Genomic DNA, 20,159 nt, shown 5'->3' with positions numbered 1-20,159 from the left:
GATTCGGCGTACTTGATCAGCCCAGATGGGCGGCGTTCACGTTCCCTTCGGTCAGTGGTTGCACGCCCATGACGCCTGGGCCGTCGCGTCCTGGGCCTGCGTGCGCAATGCACGTACCGCCTGGGCCGGGTCGGATGCCCCGTACACCGCCGATCCGGCGACGAAAACGTCGGCTCCCGCCTCCGCGCACCGCTCGATCGTCGACGCCGAAACTCCGCCGTCGACCTGAAGCCAGAGTTCAAGACCGTGCTTGCTGATCAACTCGCGAGTGCGCCGGATCTTCGGGAGCATGATGTCGAGGAAGGCCTGGCCGCCGAATCCGGGCTCGACCGTCATGATCAGCAGCATGTCGAGCTCGGGAAGCAGATCCTCGTACGGCTCGATCGGGGTCGCGGGCTTGAGCGCCATGGAGGCACGGGCACCCTTGGCCCGGATTTCGCGGGCGAGCCGCACCGGCGCGGCGGCCGCCTCCACATGGAAGGTGACGGAACCAGCACCCGCTTCTACGTACTGGGGCGCCCACCGATCGGCGTCCTCGATCATCAGGTGGCAGTCCAGCGGCGTGTCCGTCGCACGGGCCAGGGACTCTACGACCGGCACACCAAGCGTGAGGTTCGGTACGAAATGGTTGTCCATGACGTCGACGTGGAGCCAGTCGGCCCCTTCCACCGCCTTTGCCTCCTCGGCAAGACGGGCGAAGTCGGCGGACAGGATGCTGGGGTTGATCTGCACGGCCATGCCCCAAGACTGCCATGCCCCAGGCCGGTTGCGATCCTCGGTCCAGACCTAGGCCGTTCTGCGGATGTTGTGCCACGGCGCAACATGCCATGCTGGGCGGCCCACCGGCTCCAAGAACGGCTACGGGGGTGGCCATGACGGACCCACAGGGGAAGCAACGGCGCGGTATCGCCTGGCTTGTCTGCGGTAAGCGCAGCAAGTGGGCGGTGGTGGGACTGTGGCTCGTGCTGCTGGTTCTCACGGCACCGTTCGCCCAGAAACTCACCGACGCCCAGGACAACGACGCGGCCTCCTGGCTGCCCGGCTCCGCCGAATCCACCCAAGTTCTCCAGATCTCCGAGGACTTCAGGCCGGAACAGATCCCCGCGGTCGTCGTGTACGCCCGCGACGGGGGCCTCACGGCACAGGACCGTAGTCAGATCACCGAGGATGCGGCCCAGATCAAGCAGCTGACCGCGCACGGCATCCGCGGTTCGGAGACCCGGGGACCGGTCTACGACCGGGCCACCGACCCGCGCGCCGCCCAGATCCTCGTCCCCATCACGATGGACGAGAAGGGCTGGGAGGAGATCTCGCCCGCCGTCGACTCGATCCGTGAGGTGACCGGCAAGGGCGGCGAGGGGCTCGCCGTGCACATCACGGGCCCGGGCGGTACGTCCGCGGACTTCTCCGAGGCCTTCGAGGGCATCGACTCCACACTGCTGCTCTCGGCGCTGGGCGTCGTCATCATCATGCTGCTGGTCACCTATCGCAGCCCCACCCTGATCATCGTCCCCCTGATCGGTGTGATCGCCGCACTGCTCACCGCGCAGGCGCTGATCTACTTCCTCGCCGAGCACGCGGGCCTGACGGTCAACGGCCAGAGCGCGGGCATCCTCACGGTGCTCGTCTTCGGCGCGGGGACCGACTATGCCCTGCTCCTGGTCGCCCGCTACCGGGAGGAACTGCGCCGCCACGAGGACCGACACGAGGCCATGGCGCTGGCCCTGCACCGCGCCGGCCCGGCGGTACTGGCCTCCGGCGCCACCGTCGTCCTGAGCATGCTGGTGCTGCTGGCCGCCGAGATGAACTCGACGCGCGGCCTCGGCCCGGTCGCAGCCATCGGCGTCGCGGTCGCGCTGGCCGCGATGATCACGCTGTTCCCGGCTCTCCTTGTGATCTTCGGCCGCTGGATCTTCTGGCCGGTGATCCCGCACTTCGGTTCCGCCGACCCGACCGAGCGCGGCCTCTGGGCACGCATGGGCGGCCGTATCGCCCGCCGCCCGCGGATGATCTGGGGCGTCACGGCGGCGGCGCTCGCGCTGCTCTCGCTGGGCCTGATCCAGCTGCGCGCCGAGGGCATCAGCAACGCCGACGCCTTCACCGGCAAACCCGACTCGATCGTCGGCCAGGAGGTGTCCGCGCGCTACTTCCCCGCGGGCAGCGGCGATCCGCTCGTCATCGTCAGCAACCGCGCCCAGGCCGAGGAGGTCGGCCAGGCGGTCGCGGCCACCTCCGGTGTCGTACCGGACTCGCTGGGCCTGCCACCCGGGACGAAACCCGAGTTCGAGGGCAAGGTCCTGTTCGAGGCGACCATGACGGCCCCCGCGGACAGCGAGGCCGCGAAACAGACGGTGGAGCGGGTCCGGGACGCCGTCCACGCGGTCCCCGACGCCGACGCCCAGGTGGGCGGCGGCACCGCGTCCCTGCTCGACATGGACAAGGCGACGACCCACGACAACATCCTGATCATCCCGCTGGTGCTGGTCGTGGTCCTGCTGATCCTGGGCGGGCTGCTGCGCGCCCTGATCGCGCCGCTGATACTCATCGGGACAGTGGTGCTGTCCTTCGCGGCAGCGCTCGGCATCAGCGCCCTGGCGTTCCGGTACGCCTTCGACTACGCGGGCGAGTCCACGGACTTCCCACTCTTCGTCTTCGTCTTCCTGGTCGCCCTGGGCATCGACTACAACATCTTCCTGACCACGCGCATCCGCGAGGAGGCTGGCCACCAGGGCACCCGCAAGGGCGTGGTGACAGGCCTGACCGCGACCGGCGCAGTCATCACCTCGGCCGGCCTGGTCCTCGCGGGCACCTTCGCCGCGCTGGCCACACTGCCGATGGTGGCCTTCGCGGAGCTCGGCTTCACGGTGGCGCTCGGCGTCCTGCTCGACACGTTCATCGTGCGTTCGGTGCTGGTCACGGCCCTGTTCCTGGATGTGGGACCGAAGATCTGGTGGCCGCACCGACTGGCACACGAGGACGGCGGAGAACCGCCGCCCGCGGTGGCTCCGTCGCAGGCTCCGGAACCGGCCTCGCGGCCGGACTAGAGCCTGTCCGGCGGATCAGGCTGGACAGGCCCCAGCTCCAGGTCATCCGGTCCTGCGGATGAGCGCCAGATACATGGCGTCCGTCCCGTGCAGATGCGGCCACAGCTGTACGTCGGGGCCGTCGCCCAGGGCCGGTACGCCGGGCAGGAGGGGGCGGGCGTCGATGAGCTCGGCGGCGTGCTGCTTGACCACGTCGTCGACCACGGCGCGGGTCTCGGCGAGGTGCGGAGAGCAGGTCGCGTAGCCGACGACGCCGCCGACGCGCACGGAGTCGAGCGCCGTGCGCAGCAGCCCGCGCTGGAGCGGCGCGAAGCCCTCCAGGTCCTGGGGACGGCGCCGCCAGCGGGCCTCGGGACGGCGGCGCAGGGCGCCGAGCCCGGTGCAGGGCACGTCCATGAGCACTCGGTCGAAGGTGCCGGACCGCCACGGCGGACGGGTGCCGTCGGCGGCGATGACCTGGTACGGCCCGGGGTTCCCGGCGAGCGCCTTCGCCACAAGACCCGCCCGGTGCGGCAGCTTCTCGGAGGCGAGCAGCAGAGCACCGCGCTCGGCGGCGAGCCCGGCCAGCATGGCGGCCTTGCCACCGGGACCGGCGCACCCGTCCAGCCATGCCTTGTCGGGCCCGTCGAGCGGCGCGTTCGCCAGAGCGATCGCGACAAGCTGGCTGCCCTCGTCCTGAACGCCGGCCCGGCCTTCCCGTACGGCGTCGATGGCACCGGGTTCGCCGCCCTCGCTGAGCCGCACGGCGTAGGGCGACCAGCGGCCCGGCAGCGCGGACTCCTCGCCGAGCACGTCGAGGAGTTCACCGGCGGTGGACCGGCCGGGCCGGGCTACGAGGGTCACCTCGGGCCGCTCGTTGTCGGCTTCGAGCAGATCCTCGATCCCTGCACGGCCGCCGCCCAGCGCGTCCCAGAGCGCCGAGACGACCCAGCGCGGGTGCGAGTGCACGACGGCGAGATTCTCCTCGGGGTCGTCGTCGTACGGGGGCGCGACCTTCTCGATCCATGCCTCGAGATCGTGCTGCGAGACCTTCCGCAGTACGGCGTTGACGAACTTGGCCCGCCCGTCGCCGAGCACCACACGGGCGAGCTCGACGGAGGCGGAGACGGCGGCGTGCGTCGGGATGCGGGTGCCGAGCAGCTGATGGACACCCAGGCTCAGCACATCGAGCACCGGCGGGTCGACCTCGCGCAGCGGCCGGTCGACACACGCGGCGATGACCGCGTCGTACGTCCCCTGCCTGCGCAGCGTCCCGTACACCAGCTCGGTCGCAAGGGCCGCGTCCCGTCCGTCGAAGTCGCCCTTCTCGCGCGCCTTCCGCAGCAGCGGGGGCAGCACGAGGTTCGCGTACGCGTCCCGCTCGTCCACGGCCCGCAGCGCCTCGAAGGCGAGCATGCGGACGGGGTCCTTCTGGGGGCGGCGGTAGGGCTTGCCGGGCTTGCTCGGCCGACGGGACTGCTCACTCACGAAAAAGGTGCTCCGGATCCGGGAAAAGGTGCGTCTATCAGCGTACGCCGCGGGGCCGACCTCGGGCTCGACGGTGTCGCGGGCCGTGTCCGGCCCGACTCGATGGTGCGGTCCGCCTCAATGGTGGGGCCAGACTCAATGGTGCGGCCCGAGCCGGGTCAGGCCCCGAGCCGCTCCCCGGAGGTGATGCGCACGCCGCGCGCCCAGTCCGCGGCGCGCATCGGCTTCTTGCCCTGGGCCTGGACCCACAGCAGCTCGACGGCGTGCGAACCGGTCCCCACGTGCACGTTGTTCTTGCCCACGCCCAGCTCGCCCGGGGTGAGGTCGGTGCGGTCGGTCGCCGGGGCGACGTGGATGAGCTTGAGCCGCTCGCCCCTGAAGACGGTCCAGGAACCGGGCGCCGGGGTGCACCCGCGCACCACCCGGTCGACGCGCAGTGCCGGGGCGGACCAGTCGACGTGGGCGTCCTCGACGGTGATCTTCGGGGCCAGGGTGACACCGTCGGCGGGCTGCGGCACGGCCTTCAGACTGCCGTCCTCGATCCCGTCCATGGTCGCGGAGAGCAGCCCGGAACCGGCGAAGGCGAGCCGGGTGAGCAGATCCCCGCTGGTGTCGGTGGGGCGGATTTCCTCGGTGACGGTCCCGTAGACGGGTCCGGAGTCGAGCCCCTCCTCGATGAGGAAGGTGGAGGCACCCGTGATCTCGTCCCCCGCCATGATCGAGTGCTGCACGGGCGCCGCTCCGCGCCAGGCGGGCAGCAGCGAGAAGTGCAGGTTGACCCACCCGTGGGCGGGGATGTCCAGCGCGACCCGGGGCAGCAGCGCGCCGTACGCGACCACGGGACAGCAGTCGGGCGCGATCTCCCGCAGCCGCGCCAGGAACTCCTCGTCCCGCGGCTTCACCGGCTTCAGCACCTCGATCCCGGCCTCCTCCGCCCGCTGCGCGACCGGGCTCGCGACGAGGTGTCGCCCCCGCCCGGCCGGCGCGTCGGGCCGCGTGACGACCGCGGCCACCTCGTGTCGCCCGGAGGCGATCAGGGCGTCCAGAGCGGGAACGGCGACCTCGGGGGTACCTGCGAAGACGAGCTTCATGGGTGGCGGTTGACCTCTCGGACGGGAGCGCTTCAGACCCCGCGCGCACGCCGGGAGCGGCGGGGTACGGGGCAGCGCACCAGTCTATGCGGGGCGGGGGGTTGGGGGCGCGGGGGCGCCCCACGACGCAAAAACCCCCGCCTCGCGTCAACACTCCACCGGGGGCGTACGCCCCACGACGCGCCCCGTGCATATGCCCTTACGCCCCCGCAGCGTGACCACTCACCCTTAAACGCGTTGGTCAAGAAAGAGTTGACCACAACGGGCCGCAATCGCGGCCCGATCCTTTTCAACGCCGGTTCGAGAGGCTTGTTCATGGCCGACCACGCAACCCACGACGCCCAGGCTCGGGCCAGCCTGCACTTGCTGGTGCGGGACATCGAGCGGGTCCGCCGGCAGGTGGACGCACTGCGCACGCTCACCGCCCAGCTGGGCAACGTCTACCGCCCGCGCCGCTCGGGCCCCTCCGCGGGCTTCGTCGTCTACGGACGCGCCCCCGCCCCGACCGTCCGCCTCGCCCAGGAGCTGCGGGACAGCGTCGAGACCCTGGTCACGGCAGCCGTGGACTTCGACCGCTCACTGGGTTTCTCGTGGGACGCGGTGGGCTCCGCCCTCGGGGTCACCAAGCAGGCGGTGCACCGCCGTTACGGCGCCCGCCGTGCCACCGCCCAGGCCGCCGCGGAGGCGGAGCGCGCCACGGAGCCGGTGGGCAGCCAGACCGTCGCCGTCAACACCGGCATCCCCACGGTGCCGGTACCGACGGTCCCCGCCGCACGCTCCATGCCCACCCAGCCGACGGCGGGCAGCCCCACCCTCCGCGACGAGGTGAGGCCCACCGCATTCCCGGGGCCGCGCAACGGCTGACCCGACCCACCTCTGCCTCCCGGCGCCGCCAGTCCCGGGAGGCAGCTCCACGCTCACCCCCAGCACGTCTCACCCGATGTCCGGCGGATCGATCCGAATCCGTACGGGCTCGCTGCCCCCACGAGCCATCCGCGCCGCCTGCGCGGCCTTCAACGCTGCCGCAAGGGCGGCCCCGCTCCCGGGAGGCACCCGGACGAGGGCCCGCTCCCAGTGCTCACCGGGAGGCGGCCCTCCGGTCCGCCGAGGACGCCCGGCCTCCGTGACATGCATCGGCACGGGCCCCAACACCTCGGCATCACGGGGAAGTTCGGCCGCGGCGAGAAACCCCGCCAGCGCCTCCGGCGTACCGGACACGGCCGCCATCCGCGACACCGGCGGAAACCCGAGCTCGGCGCGCTCGGCGAGTTCGCGTACGGCATGCCCGACGGGATCCCACCGTACGAGCGCCTGCACGGGCCGCAACGTCGGCTCGGCGACGACGACCACGGTCCCTCCGGCGCCCTGCGGACGCACCAGCGAGGCCGCGCCGATCCAGCGCCGCAGCGCCTCCTCACCGGCCCGCAGATCGGGCCGGCCGAGCATCGCCCAGCCGTCGAGCAGCAGCGCGGCCGCGTACCCGCCGTCGGCGACGGGCTCGGCCCCCGGGGTGCTCACGACGAGCGCGGGCGCCCCCGGCACCGTGTCGAGCACCTGCTCCCGCCCCGACGTCCGCACGGGCACGGCGGGAAACGCCCGCCCCAGCTCCTCCGCGGTCCGCCGGGCCCCCACGATCTGTGCCCGCAGCCGGAACCCACCGCACTCGGGGCAGTGCCAGGCGGCCTCGTCCCGCCCGCACCACGTACACCGCAGCGCCCCCGCGTCCTGCGCCTCCAACGGCCCCGCACAGTGCCGACACCGCGCGGCCGCCCGGCACTGCGCACAGGCCATCCGCGGCACGTACCCCCGCCGAGGCACCTGCACCAGCACAGGACCGTGCCGCAACCCCTCCCTCACCACCTGCCAGGCAAGCGTCGGCAACCGCGCGGCCCGGGCAGCCTCGTCCCGCGCGAGGTCCCCGTCCCCCACGGTCCGCACCAAGGGCGCGACCCCCCGCACCTGCTCCCGCTCCGCGACCAACGGCAACGCCCAACCACTCTCGACGAGCTGCGCCGCCTCCACCGTGCAACCCCAACTCCCCAGCAGGAAGGCGCACTTGTCATGCGCGGCCCGCAGCAGGAGCACCTCCCGCGCATGCGGCTGCGGCGCGTGCGGCTCACTGTGGCTGCCGTCCCCGTCGTCCCAGATGACGACGAGCCCCAGATCTCGCACGGGCGCGAACATGGCGGCCCGGGTCCCCACGACGGCCCGTACGGACCCACGCCGCACGGCAAGCCACTCCCGATACCGCTTCTCCGGCCCGGCCTCCGCGGTGAGCACGGCATGCCGTCCCGCCCCCAGCAGCGAGGTCAGCGCGGCGTCCACGCGTGAGACGGCCCGCCCGTCCGGTACGACCACGAGCGCACCCCGCCCGGAGGCGAGCGTCGCCGCCACGGCCCGGGCCAACTCCTCGGCCCAGCCCGGCCCCGGCAAGGCGTTCCACACAGCTCTCGGTGCCCCACCCGCCGCGAGCGACTCCAGAAAGGCCGCCCCCCGCCCGTACCGCGCCCAGGACCCCACCTCAGGCACCGCAGGAACCGGAAGCGGCGCGGGCGAATCCTTGCCCTCCGCCCGGGCATTGCGCGGCGGAACGGCCAACTGCAGCACATCGGCGAGGCTGCCCGCGTACCGGTCGGCGACAGCGCGCGTGAGCCCCAGCAACTCCTCGCTCAACACCGGCTCGGGCGAGACGACTTGAGCCAGCGCGGCCAACGGCCCGGAGTAGTCCGACTCGGGAAGCCGCTCGATGAGGAACCCGTCGATCAGCCCCCCGCCCTCACGGCGCCCCTCACGCACCCGATGCCGCCCGGCCCCGAACCTCACCCGCACCCGCACACCGGGCTGCGCCTGCGCATCGAGCTCCTCGGGCACGGCGTAGTCGAAGTACCGGTCGAGATGCAGCACACCCTTGTCGACCAGCACCCGCGCGACCGGCAACTCCTTCGCCAGCGCGGCCCCCCGCCATGTCCGTGGCTTCGCCTTGGGCGCCGCGGCCTTCCGCACACTCTCCCGAATCAGCGCAAGCTGCTCGGGCGGCGCACCCTCCGCACCACCCTCGCCGTCCCCATTCGCGCTGCTCACAGCAACATTCCTACCAGACCCCACTGACAGCGCCGGGCGCCCGGGACCGGCGGTGAAACACCGAGGCCCGGCACCCCCAAGGGGCACCGGGCCTCGCCGCACAACCAGCTCTACAGGCCAACAGCCTTGCGCAGCGCCTCGACGCGGTCCGTCCGCTCCCACGTGAAGTCGGGCAGCTCGCGCCCGAAGTGACCGTACGCGGCGGTCTGGGAGTAGATCGGGCGGAGCAGGTCGAGGTCGCGGATGATGGCCGCCGGGCGGAGGTCGAAGACCTCGGTGATGGCGGTCTCGATCTTCTCGGCGTCGACCTTGGCGGTGCCGAAGGTCTCGACGAAGAGGCCGACGGGCTCGGCCTTGCCGATGGCGTAGGCGACCTGGACCTCGCAGCGGGTGGCGAGGCCCGCGGCGACGACGTTCTTCGCGACCCAGCGCATGGCGTACGCGGCGGAGCGGTCGACCTTGGACGGGTCCTTGCCCGAGAAGGCGCCGCCGCCGTGGCGGGCCATGCCGCCGTATGTGTCGATGATGATCTTGCGGCCGGTCAGGCCGGCGTCGCCCATCGGGCCGCCGATCTCGAAGCGGCCGGTCGGGTTCACCAGGAGGCGGTAGCCCTCGGTCTCCAGCTTGATGCCGTCGTCGAGGAGGGCCTTCAGCTCGGGCTCCACCACGAACTCGCGGATGTCGGGGGCCAGGAGCGAGTCCAGGTCGATGTCCGAGGCGTGCTGCGAGGAGACGACGACGGTGTCCAGGCGGACCGCCTTGTCGCCGTCGTACTCGATGGTGACCTGGGTCTTGCCGTCGGGGCGCAGGTACGGGATGGTGCCGTTCTTGCGGACCTCGGAGAGGCGGCGCGCGAGGCGGTGCGCGAGGTGGATCGGGAGCGGCATCAGCGCCGGCGTCTCGTCCGTGGCGTAGCCGAACATCAGGCCCTGGTCGCCCGCGCCCTGCTTGTCGAGCTCGTCCTCGTCGCCCTCGACACGCTTCTCGTACGCCGTGTCGACGCCCTGCGCGATGTCGGGCGACTGCGAGCCGATGGACACCGAAACGCCACAGGACGCGCCGTCGAAGCCCTTCTTCGAGGAGTCGTAACCGATCTCGAGGATCTTGTCACGCACAAGCTGCGCGATCGGCGCGTACGCCTTGGTGGTGACCTCTCCGGCCACGTGCACCAGGCCGGTCGTGATCAGCGTCTCCACGGCGACCCGGGAATGCGGGTCCTCGCGCAGAAGCGCGTCGAGAATGGTGTCGCTGATCTGGTCAGCGATCTTGTCGGGGTGACCCTCGGTCACAGACTCCGAGGTGAACAGACGACGGGACACAACGCTCCCTGAGGTTGCAGCGGCTGCTGGCTGATCATTGGCGGACGGTCGGGGGCTGCGCCCGGCATCGTCCGAGAACAGTTTATCGGTCGCACTCGCCTACAGGCCCACCTGTCTCGCTTCTCGGAAGCGCTGTGACCTGCGGCACGGGCATTCTCCGCTATGACGCTCGGTCTCCGCCAGGGTCGCCACGCCCGTTTTTGCGCGTCATGAGGGGCCTGTTGAGGCAATTGGGACGTTCCCCATTGGCTGAGATTTCACGTGACTGAGACTTTCAGCGGATACGACTTTCAGCGGAGACGGGGCACCACCAGATCCCACACGGTGTCCGCCAGCGCCTCCTTCGGCCCGTAGGGCACCGGGGTCTCGCTGCCGTCGGCCCCGAGCACCACGGCCTCGTTCTCCTCGGCGCCGAAGGTCTTGCGCTCCCCCACCTCGTTCACCACGAGCAGGTCGCAGCCCTTGCGCTCGAGTTTCGTACGTCCGTTGGCCAGTACGTCGTCCGTCTCGGCGGCGAAACCGACCACCACCTGGCCGGGACGGGACCGCTCCGCCGAGATCTCGGCGAGGATGTCCGGGTTCCGGACGAGCACGATCGGCTCCGGCTCCTGGCCGTCCTTCTTCTTGATCTTTCCTGCGGCGTACGCCGCAGGGCGGAAGTCCGCCACGGCCGCCGCCATGACCACCGCGTCGGCATCCGGGGCCGCCTTCAGTACCGCCTCGCGCAGCTGAAGTGCGGTTCCGACCTGTACGACGTCCACACCGGCCGGGTCCGGCAGTCCGGTGTTGGCGGCGACCAGCGTGACCCGGGCGCCCCGCGCGGCCGCCGTACGGGCAAGGGCGTACCCCTGCTTGCCGGAGGAGCGGTTGCCGAGGAAGCGGACGGGGTCGAGCGGCTCGCGCGTGCCGCCCGCGCTGACGACGACATGACGGCCGGCGAGATCCGGCTCGGCCACGCCACGCGCGAGCACCCGGCGGCACACCTCGTAGATCTCCGAGGGCTCGGGCAGCCGCCCCTTGCCGGTGTCGACGCCGGTCAGCCGCCCGACGGCGGGCTCGATGACGACGGCACCCCTGCGGCGCAGCGTCGCCACGTTCTCCTGCGTGGCCGGGTGCTCCCACATCTCGGTGTGCATGGCGGGCGCGAAGACGACCGGACAGCGGGCGGTGAGCAGGGTGTTCGTGAGGAGGTCGTCGGCGATGCCGTGGGCCGCCTTGGCGAGCATGTCGGCCGTCGCCGGGGCCACGACGACGAGGGCGGCGTGCTGCCCGATGCGGACGTGGGGCACCTCGTGGACGTCCGACCAGACCTCGGTGGAGACGGGGTGGCCGGAGAGCGCGGACCAGGTGGCGGCGCCGACGAAGTGCAGGGCGGACCGGGTCGGTACGACGCGTACGTCATGACCGGACTCGGTCAGCCGACGCAGCAGCTCACAGGCCTTGTACGCGGCGATGCCGCCACTGACCCCCAGTACGACCTTGGGCTTGTCCACCGGGCCTCCCCACTCTCGAAAACGTTCAACCCCATGACACACCACAGGCCCGACAGTCGCGCTGCCGGGCCTGGGATGAAGAAACGCTAGAGACAATGACTACTGAGCGGGGCCCTCAACGGCCTCGGACGTCAGCAGGCCCGCGTTGATCTCGCGCAGGGCGATAGAAAGCGGCTTCTCGTGGACGTGGGTGTCCACCAGGGGACCGACGTACTCGAGGAGACCCTCACCGAGCTGCGAGTAGTACGCGTTGATCTGACGGGCACGCTTGGCCGCGTAGATCACCAGGCTGTACTTCGAGTCGGTGGCCTCGAGGAGCTCGTCGATCGGAGGGTTGATGATGCCCTCGGGAGCGGTGATGGAAGAGGACACGCTCTGCCTTCCGAAAAGGGAAAAAGACCTGAAAGATCAAACAACTTCCATCAAGGCTAGCAGCTCACGTGCTACATCCTCGACGGAGGTGTTGACAAGGGTGACATCGAACTCGGTCTCGGCCGCCAGTTCGATCTTGGCGGCCTCCAGACGGCGCTCGATCACCTCGGGCGGCTCGGTGCCCCGGCCGGTGAGCCTGCGCACCAGCTCCTCCCAGGAGGGAGGGGCCAGGAACACGAGCAGGGCCTCCGGCATGGACTCGCGGACCTGCCGGGCGCCCTGGAGGTCGATCTCCAGGAGAACCGGCACACCTGCCTCCAGGTGCTCCAGGACGGCCGTACGCGGCGTCCCGTAGCGGTTGCCGGCGAATTCGGCCCACTCGAGCAGCTCACCGTTGGCGATCAGCTTGTCCATCTCCTCGTCACTGACGAAGAAGTAGTGGACTCCATGCTTCTCACCGGGGCGCGGCCTGCGGGTCGTCGCCGACACCGAGAGCCAGACCTCGGGGTGTTCCTTGCGCATATGAGCGACGACCGTGCTCTTGCCGACCCCTGAGGGGCCGGAGAGCACGGTCAGCCGCGGACGTTCACTCATGCAGCGATTATTCCAGCAATCCCGGTATGCCCAGGACTCAGGCGCCGGAGCCGCCGAACTCACGCTCCAAGGAGGCGATCTGGTTCGAGCCGAGGCCGCGTACACGACGGCTCTCGGAGATCCCGAGTCGCTCCATGATCTGCTTGGCGCGGACCTTGCCCACGCCCGGCAGGGACTCCAGGAGAGCGGAGACCTTCATCTTGCCGATGACGTCGTTCTCCTGTCCCTGCTTGATGACCTCGTGAAGGGAGGCGCCGGAGTGCTTGAGTCGATTCTTGACCTCGGCCCGCTCCCGGCGAGCCGCGGCGGCCTTTTCGAGCGCGGCTGAGCGCTGTTCAGGGGTAAGGGGCGGAAGAGCCACGCCTACGTCACCTCGGATGTCGAACTGTCGGATACGGACCGGTGAGGAACCTAGTCGCCCCACACCTGGGTAGCTACGAGCAACACGCTTGCCCGTTCTCCCCCACTGCCTTAAAAAGCGTGGGAGGTGCCCCCACTCGACGGAGACTAGCGGGCAAGTGCGCCAGAGTCAGCGAGAACAGCGGAAAAGTCCTGGTCAGCCTCCCTGGACCTAGACATTTCCGACATATTGCCCCGGATTTGAGGATGTATTCAGACTCGGAGCGGACTCGGAGCCCTCCGAGGACACTCGTCGGAGGACTGCCAAAGGCCCGTCGGCGGACTCAGGCAGCCGTCACAGCGGCCCTGATCTCCTCCGCGAAGCCCTCCGCGACCTCCCGCAGCGCGACGACATCGGGACCGTGACGCAGAACACCCCGGCTGACGTTCGGGACGACATTGCGCACCGCCGCGCCGAAGACGCCGGCGAGATCGGCCGCGGTGGCCCCCTGTGCGCCGATTCCGGGCGCGAGGATCGGTCCGTTGATGTCCAGGTCGTACGAGGAGAGATCGCCCAGCGTGGCGCCCACCACCGCCCCGAAGGAGCCCAGGGGCGACTCCCCCGCGTTCTCGGCGGCGAGATGGGCCAGCATGGTCGCTCCGACGTCCCGGCCGTCCGCGCGGACCGCGTGCTGCACCTCGCCGCCCTCCGGGTTGGAGGTGAGCGCGAGGACGAAGAGGCCGGCGCCGCTCTCGCGGGCCAGCTCGACCGCGGGCTTCAGTGAGCCGTAGCCCAGGTACGGCGACACGGTCAGCGCGTCCGAGAACAGCGGCGCGTCCTTGCGCAGGAAGGTCTCCGCGTACGCGGCCATGGTCGAGCCGATGTCGCCGCGCTTGGCGTCCATCACGACCAGCGCACCGGCCGCCCGCGCCTCCTCGACCGACTTCTCCAGGACGGCGATGCCGCGCGACCCGAAGCGCTCGAAGAACGCGCTCTGCGGCTTCAGGACGGCGACCCGGTCGGCCAGTGCCTCGACGACGGTGCGGCTGAAGCGCTCCAGGCCCGCGATGTCGTCCTCGAGCCCCCAGTCGGCGAGCAGCGAGGCGTGCGGGTCGATGCCGACGCACAGCGGGCCGCGGTCGTCCATGGCGCGGCGAAGACGTGCGCCGAAGGGTTCCAGGCTCATGCGGACTTCCTCACGTCGGCGCCGACCGCGTCGGCGAGGGTGGCGTACGGGCTCATGCGGAGGCGGGCGGCGAGCCCCTTGTGGATGGCGCGGCCCCAGAAGGGGCCCTCGTAGATGAAGGCGCTGTAGCCCTGGACCAGGGTGGCGCCGGCCAGGATGCGCTGCCAGGCGTCCTCGGCGTTCTCGATGCCGCCGACGCCCACGAGGGTGATCCGGTCGCCCACGCGCGCGTAGAGGCGGCGCAGCACCTCCAGGGAGCGCGCTTTCAGCGGCGCTCCGGAGAGTCCGCCGGTCTCCTTGACCAGGGAGGGTTGGGACTTCAAACCGAGTCCCTCGCGCGCGATGGTGGTGTTCGTGGCGATGATCCCGTCCAGGCCGAGTTCGACGGCGAGGTCGGCGACCGCGTCGATGTCGTCGTCGGCGAGGTCGGGCGCGATCTTGACGAGGAGCGGGACGCGCCGGTCGGTGACCGCGCGGTCGGCGGCCTCGCGGACGGCGCTCAGGAGCGGTCGCAGCGCCTCCGTGGCCTGGAGGTTGCGCAGCCCTGGGGTGTTCGGCGAGCTCACGTTGACGACGAGGTAGTCGGCGTGGCGGGCCAGCCGCTCGGTCGACTTCACGTAGTCGCCGACGGCCTCCGCCTCCGGGACGACCTTGGTCTTGCCGATGTTGACGCCGACGACGGTCCTGAAGACCGGCGTACGGGCCGCCAGGCGCTCGGAGACGGCCGCGGAGCCCTCGTTGTTGAACCCCATACGGTTGATCAGCGCGCGGTCCGGCACAAGGCGGAACAGCCGCTTCTTGGGGTTGCCCGGCTGGGGCTCCCCGGTGACCGTGCCGATCTCGATGTGGTCGAAGCCGAGCATCGACATCCCGTCGATCGCGACGGCGTTCTTGTCGAAGCCGGCGGCGAGCCCGAAGGGACCGTGCATCCGCAGTCCGAACGCCTCCGTACGCAGTTCCTCGTGTCGGGGCGCGAGCGCGGCCGCGACGAAGGTGCGGAGCACGGGGATGCGGGCGGCGAGACGGATCCAGCGGAAGGCCAGGTGGTGGGCCTGCTCGGGGTCCATGCGCTGGAAGACGAGCCGGAAGAAAATCTTGTACATGATCAGTGTCCTCATCAAGAGCCTCATGAAGAGGGGGACACCGTTTCCGGTGTCCCCCTCAGGGCTGCTAGTCGCGGGCCGCGGTCAGATGCTCGGCGTGTTCCTGCAGTGAACGCACGCCCACGTCACCGCGGTTGAGTGCGTCGATGCCCTGGACGGCTGCGGCGAGCGCCTGGACCGTCGTCAGGCACGGAACGGACCGTGCCACGGCCGCCGTTCGGATCTCGTAGCCGTCGAGGCGGCCGCCGGTGCCGTACGGGGTGTTGACGATGAGGTCGACCTGGCCGTCGTGGATGAGCTGGACGATGGTCTTCTCGCCGTTCGGGCCCTCGCCCTCGCTCTGCTTGCGCACGACGGTGGCGTTGAGGCCGTTGCGCTTGAGCACCTCGGCCGTGCCGGAGGTGGCGAGCAACTCGAAGCCGTGGGCGACGAGTTCACGCGCCGGGAAGATCATCGAGCGCTTGTCGCGGTTGGCGACGGAGATGAAGGCGCGACCCTTGGTCGGCAGCGGACCGTACGCGCCCGCCTGCGACTTGGCGTACGCCGTGCCGAACACCGAGTCGATGCCCATGACTTCACCGGTGGAGCGCATCTCCGGGCCGAGGACGGTGTCGACGCCGCGCCCGTGGATGTCGCGGAAGCGCGACCACGGCATGACGGCCTCCTTGACGGAGATCGGCGCGTCGAGCGGCAGCGTGCCGCCGTCGCCGTTGGCGGGGAGCAGCCCCTCCGCCCGCAGTTCGGCGACGGTCGCGCCGAGCGAGATGCGGGCGGCGGCCTTGGCGAGGGGTACCGCGGTCGCCTTCGAGGTGAAGGGGACGGTGCGCGAGGCACGCGGGTTGGCCTCGAGAACGTACAGGATGTCCCCGGCCATCGCGAACTGGATGTTGATGAGTCCGCGTACGCCAACACCCTTGGCAATGGCCTCAGTTGACGCCCGCAGCCGCTTGATGTCGAACCCGCCGAGCGTGATCGGCGGCAGCGCGCACGCCGAGTCGCCGGAGTGGATACCGGCCTCCTCGATGTGCTCCATGACGCCGCCGAGGTACAACTCCTCGCCGTCGTACAGGGCGTCGACATCGATCTCGATCGCGTCGTCGAGGAACCGGTCGACCAGCACCGGCCGCGAAGGGCTGATCTCGGTCGACTCGGCGATGTAGGAGGACAGCCGCGTCTCGTCGTACACGATCTCCATACCGCGTCCGCCGAGGACATACGACGGCCGGACCAGGACCGGGTAGCCGATCTCGTCGGCGATGGCCTTGGCCCCGGCGAAGGTGGTGGCGGTGCCGTGCTTGGGAGCCGGCAGTCCGGCCTCCTCCAGGACCCGCCCGAAGGCACCGCGGTCCTCGGCGGCGTGGATGGCCTCGGGCGAAGTGCCCACGATCGGCACGCCGTTGTCCTTGAGCGCCTGTGAGAGGCCCAGCGGGGTCTGGCCGCCGAGCTGCACGATGACACCCGCGACCGGTCCTGCCAGCGTCTCAGCGTGGACGATCTCCAGCACGTCTTCGAGCGTCAGCGGCTCGAAGTACAGGCGGTCGGAGGTGTCGTAGTCGGTCGAGACCGTCTCCGGGTTGCAGTTGACCATCACGGTCTCGTAGCCCGCGTCGCTCAGCGCGAAGGAGGCGTGGACGCACGAGTAGTCGAACTCGATGCCCTGGCCGATGCGGTTGGGTCCTGAGCCCAGGATGATGACCGCGGGCTTCTCGCGCGGGGCGACCTCGGTCTCCTCGTCGTACGAGGAGTAGAAGTACGGCGTGTTGGCCGCGAACTCGGCGGCGCAGGTGTCGACCGTCTTGTAGACCGGGCGGATACCGAGCGCGTGCCGCACCTCGCGGACGACATCCTCGCGCAGGCCGCGGATCTCACCGATCTGGACGTCGGAGAAGCCGTGCCGCTTGGCCTCGGCCAGCAGCGAGGGATCCAGCTTGTCGGCGGCGGCCAGGTCGTCCGCGGTCTCCTTGATCAGGAAGAGCTGGTCCACGAACCACGGGTCGATCTTCGTCGACTCGAAGACCTCCTCGGGAGTGGCGCCCGCGCGGATGGCCTGCATGACGGAGTTGATGCGCCCGTCGGTCGGCCGTACGGCCTCCGCCAGCAGCTCGGCCTTGTCGCCGGGCTCGCCCACGAAGGTGAACTGGCTGCCCTTCTTCTCCAGCGACCGCAGCGCCTTCTGCAGCGCCTCGGTGAAGTTGCGGCCGATCGCCATCGCCTCCCCGACCGACTTCATGGTCGTGGTGAGCGTCGAGTCGGCGGACGGGAACTTCTCGAAGGCGAAGCGCGGGGCCTTGACGACCACGTAGTCGAGCGTCGGCTCGAAGGACGCCGGGGTCTTCTCCGTGATGTCGTTCGGGATCTCGTCGAGCGTGTAGCCGACGGCGAGCTTGGCCGCGATCTTGGCGATCGGGAAGCCGGTCGCCTTGGAGGCGAGGGCGGAGGAACGCGACACGCGCGGGTTCATCTCGATGACGATGATCCGGCCGTCGTCCGGGTTCACCGCGAACTGGATGTTGCAGCCGCCGGTGTCGACGCCGACCTCACGAATGATCGCGATGCCGATGTCGCGCAGGCGCTGGTACTCGCGGTCGGTCAGCGTCATCGACGGCGCGACGGTGATCGAGTCGCCGGTGTGCACGCCCATCGGGTCGAAGTTCTCGATGGAGCAGACCACCACGACGTTGTCGTTCTTGTCGCGCATCAGCTCGAGCTCGTACTCCTTCCAGCCGAGGATGGACTCCTCCAGGAGCACCTCGGTGGTCGGGGAGAGCGTGAGGCCCTGGCCGGCGATGCGGCGCAGTTCGTCCTCGTCGTGGGCGAAGCCGGAGCCGGCGCCGCCCATGGTGAAGGAGGGCCGGACGACGACGGGGTAGCCGCCGAGGGTCTCGACGCCCTTGATGACGTCGTCCATGGTGTGGCAGATCACGGACCGGGCGGATTCACCGTGCCCGATCTTCTCGCGGACGGCCTCGACGACACCCTTGAAGAGGTCGCGGTCCTCGCCCTTGTTGATCGCCTCGACATTGGCGCCGATCAGCTCGACACCGTACTTCTCCAGGACACCCTGCTCGTGCATGGAGATGGCGGTGTTCAGGGCCGTCTGGCCACCGAGGGTGGGCAGCAGGGCGTCCGGCCGCTCCTTGGCGATGATCTTCTCGACGAACTCCGGGGTGATCGGCTCGACGTACGTGGCGTCGGCGATCTCCGGGTCGGTCATGATCGTCGCCGGGTTGGAGTTGACCAGGATGACCCGCAGGCCCTCGGCGCGCAGGATGCGGCACGCCTGGGTGCCGGAGTAGTCGAACTCGGCGGCCTGGCCGATGACGATCGGGCCGGAGCCGATGACCAGGACGGACTGGATATCGGTGCGCTTAGGCACGCTGGCCCTCCATGAGCTCTACGAAGCGGTCGAACAGGTAGGCCGCGTCGTGCGGGCCCGCCGCCGCCTCGGGGTGGTACTGGACGCTGAAGGCCGGCTGGTCGAGCAGCTGAAGCCCCTCGACGACCTGGTCGTTCAGGCAGACGTGGGAGACCTCGGCGCGGCCGTAGGGGGTGTCGGACACCTTGTCGAGCGGGGCGTCGACGGCGAAGCCGTGGTTGTGTGCGGTGACCTCGACCTTGCCGGTCGTACGGTCCTGTACCGGCTGGTTGATGCCGCGGTGGCCGTACTTCAGCTTGTACGTGCCGAAGCCGAGCGCGCGGCCGAGGATCTGGTTGCCGAAGCAGATGCCGAAGAGCGGCGTCTTTCGCGCGAGCACTTCCTGCATGACGGCGACCGGGCCGTCGGCGGTGGCCGGGTCACCGGGACCGTTCGAGAAGAACACCCCGTCCGGGTTCACCGCGTACACGTCCTCGGCACTGGCCGTCGCGGGCAGCACATGCACCTCGATGCCACGCTCGGCCATGCGGTGCGGGGTCATGCCCTTGATGCCCAGGTCGACGGCGGCGACGGTGTACTTCTTCGTACCGATCGCGGGGACGACGTACGATTCCTTGGTGGCGACCTCGGCGGCGAGGTTCGCGCCCTTCATCTCGGGCGCCTGGCGCACCTCGGCGAGCATGGTGCCCTCGTCGGGCAGCGCGTTGCCGGAGAAGATGCCGACGCGCATGGCGCCGCGCTCGCGCAGGTGCCGGGTCAGGGCACGGGTGTCGATGCCGCTGATGCCGACGACACCCTGGTTGCGCAGTTCCTCGTCCAGCGAGCGCCGGGAGCGCCAGTTGGAGGGCACGCGCGCGGGATCCCGTACGACATAACCGGCGACCCAGATCCGCTTCGACTCGGGGTCCTCGTCGTTGACGCCGGTGTTGCCGACGTGCGGGGAGGTCATCACGACGACCTGGCGGTGGTACGACGGGTCGGTGAGGGTCTCCTGGTAGCCGGTCATGCCGGTGGAGAACACCGCTTCGCCGAAGGTCTCCCCCACGGCCCCGTAGGCACGGCCGCGGAAGATCCGGCCGTCCTCCAGGACGAGTACGGCGGGAACCTTCGCGGTTCCCCGGGTGGAGGTCGTCATCGTGCGCCTTCCGTTTCCGTCGTCTTGATCATGTCGTTCAGGGTCTGGACCCATACGCCGTGCTCGGCCGCCCGGTCGGAGCGGAAGCCCGAGTCGATCAGCCTGTCGCCGTGCGCCCAGGTGACGACGAGCAGTCCGCCCTCGGTGAGGACCTTGCCCGCGATGCCCTTGTCGAGCCGGGCTTCGCGGAGCTGCGCCGCCGGGACGAAGAAGTCGGCCGCACCGGGGCGTACGACGTCGAGGCCCGCGTCCGTCAGCGTCAGCTCGACCCTGCTGCGGGTGCCCAGGCCGTGCGCCACGATGCGGTCCAGCCACTGCCCGGCGGTGGTGGAGCCGTGGTAGCGACCGGTCAGCTCAAGTCTCACCGGACCGGGCTCGGACGGCGCGGTGGGCAGCTCCGGCAGGTCGCCCTGGAGGGTGCCGCGCCACTTCCAGCCCTCGCGCATCAGCCAGTAGAGAAGCGCGACGAAGAGCGCGAGGCCGACGAGCCAGCCGATACGCGCGGCCCAGTCGGTCACTTCCGCCGACTTCTGTTCGGCGGCGATCATCATCTGAGGT

General features: G+C 70.4%; 16 protein-coding genes. 2 read left to right on the top strand and 14 right to left on the bottom strand.

What is annotated here, in order from left to right; all coding sequences use genetic code 11:
* Window positions 1–51: 51 nt before the first annotated feature.
* Window positions 52–738 (bottom strand): ribulose-phosphate 3-epimerase, encoded by a 687-nt coding sequence (gene rpe / locus OG246_RS24700; protein ID WP_266467661.1) that lies wholly within the window; start codon window positions 736–738, stop codon window positions 52–54.
* A gap of 134 nt (window positions 739–872) precedes the next feature.
* Here rpe and OG246_RS24695 point away from each other — a divergent pair, with 134 nt between their 5' ends.
* Window positions 873–3,044: an MMPL family transporter gene (locus tag OG246_RS24695; RefSeq protein WP_266467659.1), complete on the top strand. Its 2,172-nt coding sequence runs from the start codon at window positions 873–875 to the stop codon at window positions 3,042–3,044.
* A gap of 42 nt (window positions 3,045–3,086) precedes the next feature.
* Here OG246_RS24695 and OG246_RS24690 read toward each other — a convergent pair whose 3' ends face one another.
* Together OG246_RS24690 and fmt are read right to left on the bottom strand one after the other, a co-directional pair.
* Window positions 3,087–4,511 (bottom strand): RsmB/NOP family class I SAM-dependent RNA methyltransferase, encoded by a 1,425-nt coding sequence (locus OG246_RS24690; protein WP_266467656.1) that lies wholly within the window; start codon window positions 4,509–4,511, stop codon window positions 3,087–3,089.
* Window positions 4,512–4,669: 158 nt separating this feature from the next.
* On the bottom strand, window positions 4,670–5,602 hold the full coding sequence (fmt, locus tag OG246_RS24685; RefSeq protein WP_266467653.1) for a methionyl-tRNA formyltransferase: 933 nt from the start codon (window positions 5,600–5,602) through the stop codon (window positions 4,670–4,672).
* A gap of 315 nt (window positions 5,603–5,917) precedes the next feature.
* On the opposite strand from fmt, the gene OG246_RS24680 reads away from it, so the two are divergent.
* Complete coding sequence (locus tag OG246_RS24680; protein ID WP_266467650.1) at window positions 5,918–6,466, top strand: hypothetical protein; 549 nt, start codon at window positions 5,918–5,920, stop codon at window positions 6,464–6,466.
* Between the two features lie 69 nt (window positions 6,467–6,535).
* On the opposite strand, the gene OG246_RS24675 is transcribed toward OG246_RS24680, so the two are convergent.
* From OG246_RS24675 to OG246_RS24625, 11 genes are all read right to left on the bottom strand, one after another.
* Window positions 6,536–8,683, bottom strand: coding sequence for a primosomal protein N' (locus OG246_RS24675; protein WP_266467647.1), 2,148 nt, complete (start codon window positions 8,681–8,683; stop codon window positions 6,536–6,538).
* A 110-nt stretch (window positions 8,684–8,793) separates the two neighbouring features.
* Entirely contained in the window at window positions 8,794–10,002 is a 1,209-nt protein-coding gene (gene metK / locus OG246_RS24670; RefSeq protein ID WP_266467645.1) for a methionine adenosyltransferase, read from the bottom strand.
* Window positions 10,003–10,292: 290 nt separating this feature from the next.
* Window positions 10,293–11,495, bottom strand: coding sequence for a bifunctional phosphopantothenoylcysteine decarboxylase/phosphopantothenate--cysteine ligase CoaBC (gene coaBC / locus OG246_RS24665; RefSeq protein WP_266467643.1), 1,203 nt, complete (start codon window positions 11,493–11,495; stop codon window positions 10,293–10,295).
* Window positions 11,496–11,594: 99 nt separating this feature from the next.
* A complete protein-coding gene (rpoZ, locus tag OG246_RS24660) occupies window positions 11,595–11,867 on the bottom strand; it encodes a DNA-directed RNA polymerase subunit omega (protein ID WP_003982715.1) in 273 nt (90 codons plus the stop codon).
* A 36-nt stretch (window positions 11,868–11,903) separates the two neighbouring features.
* Complete coding sequence (gmk, locus tag OG246_RS24655; RefSeq protein WP_266467640.1) at window positions 11,904–12,461, bottom strand: guanylate kinase; 558 nt, start codon at window positions 12,459–12,461, stop codon at window positions 11,904–11,906.
* Between the two features lie 37 nt (window positions 12,462–12,498).
* On the bottom strand, window positions 12,499–12,822 hold the full coding sequence (locus tag OG246_RS24650) for an integration host factor (protein ID WP_266467637.1): 324 nt from the start codon (window positions 12,820–12,822) through the stop codon (window positions 12,499–12,501).
* 322 nt (window positions 12,823–13,144) lie between these two features.
* Window positions 13,145–13,987 (bottom strand): orotidine-5'-phosphate decarboxylase, encoded by an 843-nt coding sequence (gene pyrF, locus OG246_RS24645; protein ID WP_266467634.1) that lies wholly within the window; start codon window positions 13,985–13,987, stop codon window positions 13,145–13,147.
* Entirely contained in the window at window positions 13,984–15,090 is a 1,107-nt protein-coding gene (locus OG246_RS24640) for a quinone-dependent dihydroorotate dehydrogenase (protein ID WP_266467631.1), read from the bottom strand. Before OG246_RS24640 ends, pyrF begins: the two co-directional genes overlap by 4 nt.
* A 67-nt stretch (window positions 15,091–15,157) precedes the next feature.
* Complete coding sequence (carB, locus tag OG246_RS24635) at window positions 15,158–18,466, bottom strand: carbamoyl-phosphate synthase large subunit (protein ID WP_266467628.1); 3,309 nt, start codon at window positions 18,464–18,466, stop codon at window positions 15,158–15,160.
* Window positions 18,459–19,601: a glutamine-hydrolyzing carbamoyl-phosphate synthase small subunit gene (gene carA / locus OG246_RS24630; protein ID WP_266467625.1), complete on the bottom strand. Its 1,143-nt coding sequence runs from the start codon at window positions 19,599–19,601 to the stop codon at window positions 18,459–18,461. Before carA ends, carB begins: the two co-directional genes overlap by 8 nt.
* Window positions 19,598–20,152, bottom strand: a complete 555-nt coding sequence (locus OG246_RS24625; RefSeq protein WP_266470892.1) for a hypothetical protein — start codon at window positions 20,150–20,152, stop codon at window positions 19,598–19,600. Before OG246_RS24625 ends, carA begins: the two co-directional genes overlap by 4 nt.
* Window positions 20,153–20,159: the final 7 nt, after the last annotated feature.

This window comes from Streptomyces sp. NBC_00620, from assembly GCF_026341825.1.
Classification (GTDB): Bacteria; Actinomycetota; Actinomycetes; order Streptomycetales; family Streptomycetaceae; genus Streptomyces.
The sequence above is the reverse complement of the archived record's forward strand: the minus strand, read 5'-3'. Positions and strand labels throughout refer to the sequence as shown.

Coding starts and splice junctions, on each gene's coding strand:
- rpe (WP_266467661.1), bottom strand. CDS start 738: ATGGCCGTGCAGATCAACCCCAGCATCCTGTCCGCCGACTTCGCCCGT.
- OG246_RS24695 (WP_266467659.1), top strand. CDS start 873: ATGACGGACCCACAGGGGAAGCAACGGCGCGGTATCGCCTGGCTTGTC.
- fmt (WP_266467653.1), bottom strand. CDS start 5,602: ATGAAGCTCGTCTTCGCAGGTACCCCCGAGGTCGCCGTTCCCGCTCTG.
- OG246_RS24680 (WP_266467650.1), top strand. CDS start 5,918: ATGGCCGACCACGCAACCCACGACGCCCAGGCTCGGGCCAGCCTGCAC.
- gmk (WP_266467640.1), bottom strand. CDS start 12,461: ATGAGTGAACGTCCGCGGCTGACCGTGCTCTCCGGCCCCTCAGGGGTC.
- pyrF (WP_266467634.1), bottom strand. CDS start 13,987: ATGAGCCTGGAACCCTTCGGCGCACGTCTTCGCCGCGCCATGGACGAC.
- OG246_RS24640 (WP_266467631.1), bottom strand. CDS start 15,090: ATGTACAAGATTTTCTTCCGGCTCGTCTTCCAGCGCATGGACCCCGAG.
- carA (WP_266467625.1), bottom strand. CDS start 19,601: ATGACGACCTCCACCCGGGGAACCGCGAAGGTTCCCGCCGTACTCGTC.
- OG246_RS24625 (WP_266470892.1), bottom strand. CDS start 20,152: ATGATGATCGCCGCCGAACAGAAGTCGGCGGAAGTGACCGACTGGGCC.